This window comes from Novosphingobium organovorum, assembly GCF_022832435.1.
Classification (GTDB): domain Bacteria; phylum Pseudomonadota; class Alphaproteobacteria; order Sphingomonadales; family Sphingomonadaceae; genus Novosphingobium; species Novosphingobium organovorum.
In genome coordinates this window covers 1-7,873 of record NZ_JALHLF010000138.1, presented here as the reverse complement: position 1 = coordinate 7,873, position 7,873 = coordinate 1, and the positions used below count along the sequence as shown (strand labels likewise).

The window sequence follows — 7,873 nt, the reverse complement described above, 5'->3', positions numbered from 1 at the left end:
GGCCTCGCCGGTCTCGGGCGCGGCGGCGCGCTGCAGCGCGACGTCGCGCGCGTGGCGCAGCCGGGCATAGCCTTCGACATCGGCGTCGAGGTCCATCGCCTTGATCGCACGGGCATAGGCCGAACGGATCGCCTTGCGCTCCCGCGTCGGGGCGATGCCCAGGATCGACCAGGGGAAGGGCTGGGTCATGGCCGCTCGGCGCGCGCGCGCGATCCGCGCGCGATCCGTGCGGAGGGGAGGGCGGTCATAGCGGACCGGCGCTTTCCAGCTCGGCGAGCCGCTCGCTCAGCGTCGCGCGCGCCGCGAGGATGACGCGCGGGTCCTGCGTGTCGAGCGCCCCGTTGAAGTGGGTGATCCAATGGCCGATCATGCGGCGCAGGTCGCCGATGTGATCCTCGTAGCAGCGCTCCGCCCGCGCCAGCAGCGCGACGTTCTCGGCCTCCTCGCGCGGGTGGAACTTGAGGCTGGCGAGGCGCGCGCGGCGCTCGGCCAGGTCGTCCTCGCGGCCACGGTCTTCCTCGTCGACGATGACCAGATTGTGGCGGCTGTCGTCGGCGGGGACGTGGATGTCGACTTCGAGCAGGCCCGAACTGTCGTAGGAGAAGCGCACGCTGACGTCGATTTCGCCGGCCGGACGCGGCGGGACCGGCACGCGGATGTCGCCGAGCCGCACGTTGCGCGCGACTTCGCGCGCTTCGCCCTGGTAGATGCCGAATTCGATGTGCTTCTGCCCGTCGGCAAGGGTCGAGTAGGATTCGACCCGGCTCACCGGGACCGGTGTGTTGCGCTCGATGATCGGGGAAAACAGGCCCTTCTGAAGGCCCCCGTGGGCATCGGCTTCGGCCACTTCGACGCCCAGGGTATAGGGGCATACGTCGGTGATGCGCACTTCCTCGAGCGCGGCGTCGCGCCCGGCGAGCCCGGCCTGGATCGCCGCGCCCAGCGCCACGGCGTGGTCGGGGTGGACGGTGGTGTTGGGAAAGCGGCCGAACAGCCGGGTGATTGCCTTGCGCACCACGGGCATGCGCGTGGCCCCGCCGACCAGCACGATGTCGGACAGCTCGCTGGCCTCGATCGCGCTGTCGCGCAGCGCGCGCACGACGGGCGCGCGCAAGCGGTCGACGAGCGGTGCGCAGGCGCTCTCGAAGGCGTCCTGGGTGATCGGGGCCGAAAGCTGCGTCTCGTCGTCGAGGGTCACGGTGAAGGGTGCCTCGCTCGCGGTGCTCAGCGCCTTGCGGCAGCGTTCGGCAGCGCGTTCCAGCAGGCTTCTGGCCCGCGCCGGATCGAGCGCGTCGAGCCGCCTGGCGGGATCGATCAGCGGACGGGCGAGGGCGGCCAGCGCGGTGTCGAAGTCATCCCCGCCCAGCCGGTTGTCCCCCGCCGAGGCGCGCACTTCGACGATGCCGTCGAACATCTCGACGATCGAGACGTCGAAGGTGCCACCGCCCAGGTCGAAGACCAGGAACGGTTCGCGCTCCCCCTTGTCCTGGAGCCCGAAGGCGAGCGCCGCGGCGGTCGGCTCGTTGATCAGCCGACGCACGGTCAGCCCGGCCAGTTCGCCCGCCTTGCGCGTGGCCTTGCGCTGGCGATCGTTGAAGTAGGCGGGAACGGTGATCACCGCTTCGCTGGGCATCGTGCCGGTGAGCGCGGCCACATCGCGCATGAGCGCGCCGAGCACGAGCGCGGAGAGATCCTCGGCGCGGTAGGTCCGGCCCGCCAGCACGATGTCTGCGGATGTGCCCATAAGGCGCTTGAAACTGGTGGCGGTGTCCTGCGGGTGGGCGGCCCGGCGGTCGAGCGCGGGCGGGCCGATCCAGGTCTGCGCGTCGGGGGCGATGCTCACCGCCGAGGGGGTGAGCAGGGCACCTTGCGCGTTGGGCACGAGCTGCGCTGCGCCATCCTTCCAGATCGCGACCGCGCTGTTGGTCGTTCCCAGATCAATCCCGATCAGCATTGTACGATTCTTGCACACCCTTGCCCGCGGACAAACGCAGAAGCCGTATGGACTTGCATCCACATCGATTCCCGGAAAAACCGGCCTAGCGGCTGGGGCTGCGGATCGAAAGGCGGTTTCGACGTCCAAGGTGCGATTGCTTCGCATCTGTGGCGTTCGGGACAGTGCCACGCGCGCTCGCGGCGAAGAGGGGGCAGTGCCCTCGCGTTGCGCGCAGCGCTGGCGCCAGTGGCCCAAGGAGGAGAGTCGCGGTGAGAACAGGGGCGAGAACGGGCGGGCGGGGGCATCGGCCCGGCCCCGAGCGCTGGAGCGCGCGTGACCCGAGCGGCCTGCCTCGCCCGTTCAAGCGCGCCAGCTAAGATATATTACTTAACGAACTAACGGGTCGAGGCGCGCAGCACGAGGCTGGGCGGCATCACCGCGCTCTCCGTCGACTGACCGGCGATGCGGGCCTTGAGCTTCTCCACCATGATCCGCGCGCCGTCCTGGATTTCCTGGCGCACGGTCGAGAGCGGGGGGAAGGTCTGGGCCGCGATCGGCAGGTCGTCGAACCCGATGACCTGAACTTCCTCGGGGATGCGCTGGCCGTTTTCGTAGAGCACGCGCAGCGCCGACATCGCAATGAGGTCCGAGCCCGCGACGATGCCGTCGAAATCGGTGCCGCTGCCATTGCCGAGCGCGGCGGCGACTTCGTGGCCCACCTGCTCGTCGGCCATGTGAACCGGCAGATGGGTGACGGTGAGGCCAGCGGTCTTGGCGGCGGCGACGGTGCCTTCAAAACGCTTGGCGATCTCGATCCCGCCGGTCGCGCCGAGGAAGGCGAGGCGGCGGGCGCCGGTCCGGATCAGCCGTTCGGTCGCGAGCTTGCCGCCCAGGAAGTTGTCGGTGCCCACCACGCAGTGGGTCTGGCCGGGGCGGTGGTGGCCCCAAACCACCATCGGACGGTACTGGGCGGCGACTTTCTCGATCACCTCGAACTGGTCGGACTGGCCGATGACGATGACCCCGTCGGTCATGCCCGATCCGGTCATGCGTTCGAGCCAGTCGCTTGTTTCATCCGGAATGGCGCGACTAAGCATGAGGTCGTAGCCGCTCTCGGTCAGATGATCGGCCAGCGCACCAAGTAACGTCAGGAAAAACGGGTCCGAGATGTGCTGGCGACGGTCGTGCCCCAGTGGAATTACGACTCCGATCACGCCTGTCCTGCGTGAGCGCAGCTTGCTCGCCATCTGGTTTGGACGAAATCCGTGTTTTCGAGCAAGCGCTTGAATTCGCTCGCGGGTTTCGACGTTAACCAGAGATTTTCCGGCTAGGGCACGCGACACGGTGCCCGCTGACACGCCCGCAAGACGGGCGAGATCGGCGAGAGTGCGTACCTCGATCTCATCCGTGAAGAGCGGGGCTGATGTCTCAACCCCTTCTTCAACCTTCAGTTTTTCCACCATCGCGGCGATTCCTAGCACTCTGTTGGGCACGCGGATAGGTACTTTGTACCAATGATTGCGATTGCATCGCAGTACGACTTTTCAGGAAACGGGTTTTACATGCAAAATGGAGACGCTTCCCGCGCCCATCAGCAGCGCGGCCAGAAACAACACGCGGGCCGGATCGCCGTTAAGCATAGTTTGGAAGATCAGGGGCAGGGTGAGCGTTTCGAACAACATCGGGATAACGATGAAGAGATTGAAAATTCCCATGTACGTGCCGATCCGTCCGGGCGGCAGGCTGGCGCCGAGCAAGGCGTGGTTGTTGCCCATCATGCCTGCCCAGCCAATGCCGATGCCCAGCATCAGCGTGTAAAGAAGGGGCTGCGAATGCCCGGCAAAGGGGATCGCCGCCATGGCGAGGCCGCTGAGCGCAAGGCAGGCGGCGTGCAGCCTTGCGATCGGCACACGCCGTAGCAGCGGGATCATGGCGAGCGCGGCGAGGAAGGCGATGGCGTTGTAGATCGCGCCCAGTTGCTGCGCGGTAAGCGTCGCCTCGCGGTAGGCGTCCGAGGTGGGATCGGAGGTCGCGAAGCGCGTGCGCGCGACAACCTCGGTAAAATACTGCCAGAAGGCGAACATCGCGTACCACTGGCACAGCATGGGCAACGCGAGCTGGCGCATGGGCCGGGGCATGTCGCGCAGCGCCACCACGAGGTCCTGGGCGATGGCCCAGGCGAAAAGGCCGGTTCGCGCCGCCGCCGTCTGTGCAGATGCGGGTGCCGGTGTCGCAGGCCGGGCGATGGGGAGCGCGGTTTCGGGCACCCGCACGAGCGAGTAGACAATGGTCGAGGCGGTCACGATCGCGCCGATGACGAAAGTCGCCCGCACCGTCAGCGCGATCCCGTTGGCATCGGTGAGGTGGCGGTGGACGAACAGCGCCAGCAGCGAAGGCAGCAGGTGCGCCAGGGTCTGCGAGAGGCCGGTGAACGCGCTTTGCAGGAGGAAGCCCGCCGGGCGCTGTCCGGGCGGCAGGCGGTCGACGACATAGGCCCGGTAGGGTTCGAGGATCAGGTTGTTGGCCGTGTCGAGCAGCCAGACCAGCGCCACCGCGACCCACAGTACGGGCGAGAACGGCATCAGCCACAGGCCGAGCGCGGCGATGGCGGCTCCGGTCAGAAGATAGGGCGTTCGCCGCCCGAAGCGCGTGACCGTGCGGTCGCTCAGCGCGCCGACGAGCGGCTGCACCACCATGCCGGTAACCGGGCCCGCCAGCCAGAGCAGCGGCAGCAGGGCTTCGCTCGCCCCCAGTGTACGGAAGATCGGGCTGGAATTGGCGACCAGCAGCCCAAAGCTCAGTTGCAGGCCGAAGAAGCCCAGGTTCATTTCAACCAGGCGCAATCGCGTCAGACGGGGTTTCCCGCCGTTGCCCATGTCGTCTCCCAATCCCCCCTTTCCGATGGCGTCATCCGGGGGCTTTGCCTGTGAGCCGGTCTGCACCCGGAGACGCGGCGCGCAAAGAGAGGATTAGCGCCGTTGTACCAAGGGATGATGGGCAGGCACCCTAGGGAAGTTGCGCAAGGGCCGGCTTGCACGCTGCACTTGGAAAAGGGATGGGGACCAGGGCGACCAGCGGTGTTGGCGCTGAATCAAAAAAAACTCACCGTCCTGGGCCGAGGCGGGCCGGAACGGTGAGTTTTCTTGCTTGGAAGGCGTCCTCGAAGGCCGGAGCCTGCGGGGGCAATTGGTGTTGGCCTGCGCGAAGGTTACGCGCTCAGAGCGAGCCGATGGCGAGGAAGCGGTCTTCGCGCTGGCGCAGCAGGGCGTCGGGCTTGACCTTGGCGAGCGCCTTGAGTTCGCGTTCGATCGCCGCGCCGAGCGCCGCGGCCGTGCGGGCCGCATCGCGGTGCGCGCCGCCCAGCGGTTCGGCGACGATGCCGTCGATGACCTTGAGTTCGAGCAGATCCTGCGCGGTGACCTTCATCGCGGTGGCCGCATCGGCCGCCTTTTCGGGCGTGCGCCACAGGATCGAGGAGGCGCCTTCGGGCGAGATCACCGAATAGATCGAATGTTCGAGCATCAGCACCTTGTTCGCCGCCGCGATCGCAACCGCGCCGCCCGATCCGCCTTCGCCCACGATCACCGCGACCATCGGCACCTTGAGCCCGAGGCAGGCCTCGGTCGAACGGGCGATGGCTTCGGCCTGGCCGCGTTCCTCGGCCTCGACACCGGGGAAGGCGCCCGCGGTATCGACCAGCGTGACCACCGGAACGCCGAACTTGCTGGCCATCTCCATCAGGCGGATCGCCTTGCGGTAGCCTTCGGGCTTGGCCATGCCGAAGTTGTGCTTGATGCGGCTGGCCGTATCGTTGCCCTTTTCGTGCCCGATGAGCATGACGCGCTGGCCGTTGAGGCGGGCAAAGCCGCCCAGGATCGCGGCGTCCTCGCCATAGACGCGGTCCCCGCCCAGCGGCACGAAGTCGGTGAACACGAGGTTCACGTAGTCGGTGAAGTGCGGGCGCAGCGGATGGCGGGCGACCTGGGTCTTCTGCCAGGGGGTGAGCCTGGCGTAAGTCGCGGCCAGCATCGCCTCGCTCTTGGCCGCGAGCTTGGCGATCTCGGACTCGATGTCGAGATCGCCGCTGTCCTCGGCCGTGGCGCGCAGCTCGGCCACGCGCGTGTCGAGCTCGGCGATCGGCTTTTCGAAGTCCAGGTAGGATTTCATCGGTTTGCTCATCGTCACTCTCAGCCCTTGGCGGCCCGCTTGGCCAGCCATTCCTCGAGCCACTTGATGGTGTAGGCGCCCTGGTTGAACTCGGGGTCCTCGACCAGCGCCTGGTGCAGCGGGATCGAGGTCTTGGGGCCTTCGATCACCATTTCACCCAGCGCGCGCTTGAGGCGCATGATCGCGCCCTCGCGGGTGCGGCCCGAGACGATCAGCTTGCCGATCATCGAATCGTAGTAGGGTGGGATCGAGTAGCCCGCNGGCGCATGATCGCGCCCTCGCGGGTGCGGCCCGAGACGATCAGCTTGCCGATCATCGAATCGTAGTAGGGTGGGATCGAGTAGCCCGCGTAGAGGCCCGAATCGACCCGCACGTTCATGCCGCCCGCCGCGTGGTAGTTGGTCACCTTGCCCGGCGAGGGCGTGAAGTTCCACGGATCTTCCGCGTTGATGCGGCATTCGATCGCGTGGCCCTTGAACTCGATGTCCTCCTGCGCGACCGACAGCGGCTTGCCATCGGCAATGCGGATCTGCTCGCGCACGAGATCGAGGCCGGTGATCGCTTCGGTCACCGGGTGTTCGACCTGAAGACGGGTGTTCATCTCGATGAAGTAGAACTCGCCGTTTTCCCAGAGGAACTCGATTGTGCCCGCGCCGCGGTAGGCCATGTCGGCCATCGCCTTGGCGACGATGCCGCCCATGCGGTCGCGCTCTTGGGGCGTGATGACGGGCGAGGGCGCTTCCTCGAGCACCTTCTGGTGGCGGCGCTGGAGCGAGCAGTCGCGTTCGCCCAGGTGGATCGCCTGGCCTTCCCCGTCGCCGAACACCTGGAATTCGATGTGACGCGGGTTGCCGAGGTACTTTTCCATGTAGACCGTGGCGTCGCCGAAAGCGGCGGCCGCTTCGGAACGGGCCTGGCCCATCTGGCTTTCCAGTTCCTCGGGGGAATTGACCACCTTCATGCCCCGGCCACCGCCGCCCGAAGCGGCCTTGATGATGACCGGATAGCCGATTTCCTCGGCCAGCGCGCGCGCGACGTCGAAGTCCTCGATCGCGCCGTCCGAACCGGGAACCAGCGGCAGGCCGAGGGCCCCTGCGGTGCGCTTGGCCTCGACCTTGTCGCCCATCGTGCGGATGTGTTCGGGCTTGGGGCCGACCCACTTGATGCCGTGGCTTTCGACGATCTCGGCGAAGCGGGCGTTCTCGGACAGGAAGCCGTAGCCCGGATGGATCGCGTCGGCGTCGGTGATCTCGGCGGCCGAGATGATCGCGGCGACGTTGAGATAGCTGTCCTTGGCGGCCGGCGGGCCGATGCACACCGCATGGTCGGCCAGGCGAACGTGCATCGCGTCGGCGTCGGCGGTGGAGTGCACCGCGACCGTTTCGATGCCCATTTCCTGGGCGGCGCGGTGGATGCGCAGCGCAATCTCGCCGCGGTTGGCAATCAGGAGGCGTTTAATGGCCATAAATGCGCTACCCTCAGCCGATCACCACGAGCGGCTGGTCGAATTCGACCGGCTGCTGGTTGTCGACGAGGATCGCCTTGATCGTGCCCGACTTGGGCGCGACGATCTGGTTCATGACCTTCATCGCCTCGACGATGAGCAGCACGTCGCCTTCGTTCACGCTCTTGCCGACCGCGATGAACGGCGCCGCACCCGGCTCGGCCGAGAGGTAGGCGGTGCCGACCATCGGCGACTTGACCGCATCGACCGGCGCTTCGCTGGCGGCGGGGGCGGCCTCGGCGACGGGCGCGGCGGCGGGAGCCGCG

At 67.3% G+C, this 7,873-nt stretch carries 6 protein-coding genes and 1 pseudogene; all 7 read right to left on the bottom strand.

Annotated features, from left to right (window positions below; all coding sequences use genetic code 11):
• On the bottom strand, positions 1 to 189 hold a 189-nt coding region (locus MTR62_RS18895; RefSeq protein ID WP_244023863.1), incomplete at its 3' end, for a hypothetical protein.
• Positions 190 to 244: 55 nt separating this feature from the next.
• A complete protein-coding gene (locus tag MTR62_RS18890) occupies positions 245 to 1,954 on the bottom strand; it encodes an Hsp70 family protein (protein WP_244023861.1) in 1,710 nt (569 codons plus the stop codon).
• 377 nt (positions 1,955 to 2,331) lie between these two features.
• A complete protein-coding gene (locus MTR62_RS18885) occupies positions 2,332 to 3,399 on the bottom strand; it encodes a LacI family DNA-binding transcriptional regulator (RefSeq protein WP_244023859.1) in 1,068 nt (355 codons plus the stop codon).
• Between the two features lie 81 nt (positions 3,400 to 3,480).
• Positions 3,481 to 4,764 (bottom strand): MFS transporter, encoded by a 1,284-nt coding sequence (locus MTR62_RS18880; RefSeq protein ID WP_244023857.1) that lies wholly within the window; start codon positions 4,762 to 4,764, stop codon positions 3,481 to 3,483.
• Between the two features lie 388 nt (positions 4,765 to 5,152).
• Positions 5,153 to 6,103 carry an acetyl-CoA carboxylase carboxyltransferase subunit alpha gene (locus MTR62_RS18875; protein ID WP_244023855.1) on the bottom strand — a complete coding sequence of 317 codons (951 nt, stop codon included), beginning with the start codon at positions 6,101 to 6,103 and terminating at the stop codon, positions 5,153 to 5,155.
• A gap of 20 nt (positions 6,104 to 6,123) precedes the next feature.
• A pseudogene (accC, locus tag MTR62_RS18870) lies at positions 6,124 to 7,568 on the bottom strand (acetyl-CoA carboxylase biotin carboxylase subunit).
• A gap of 13 nt (positions 7,569 to 7,581) precedes the next feature.
• Positions 7,582 to 7,873 (bottom strand): acetyl-CoA carboxylase biotin carboxyl carrier protein (locus tag MTR62_RS18865; protein WP_327194436.1); only part of this gene is annotated, 292 nt, incomplete at its 5' end.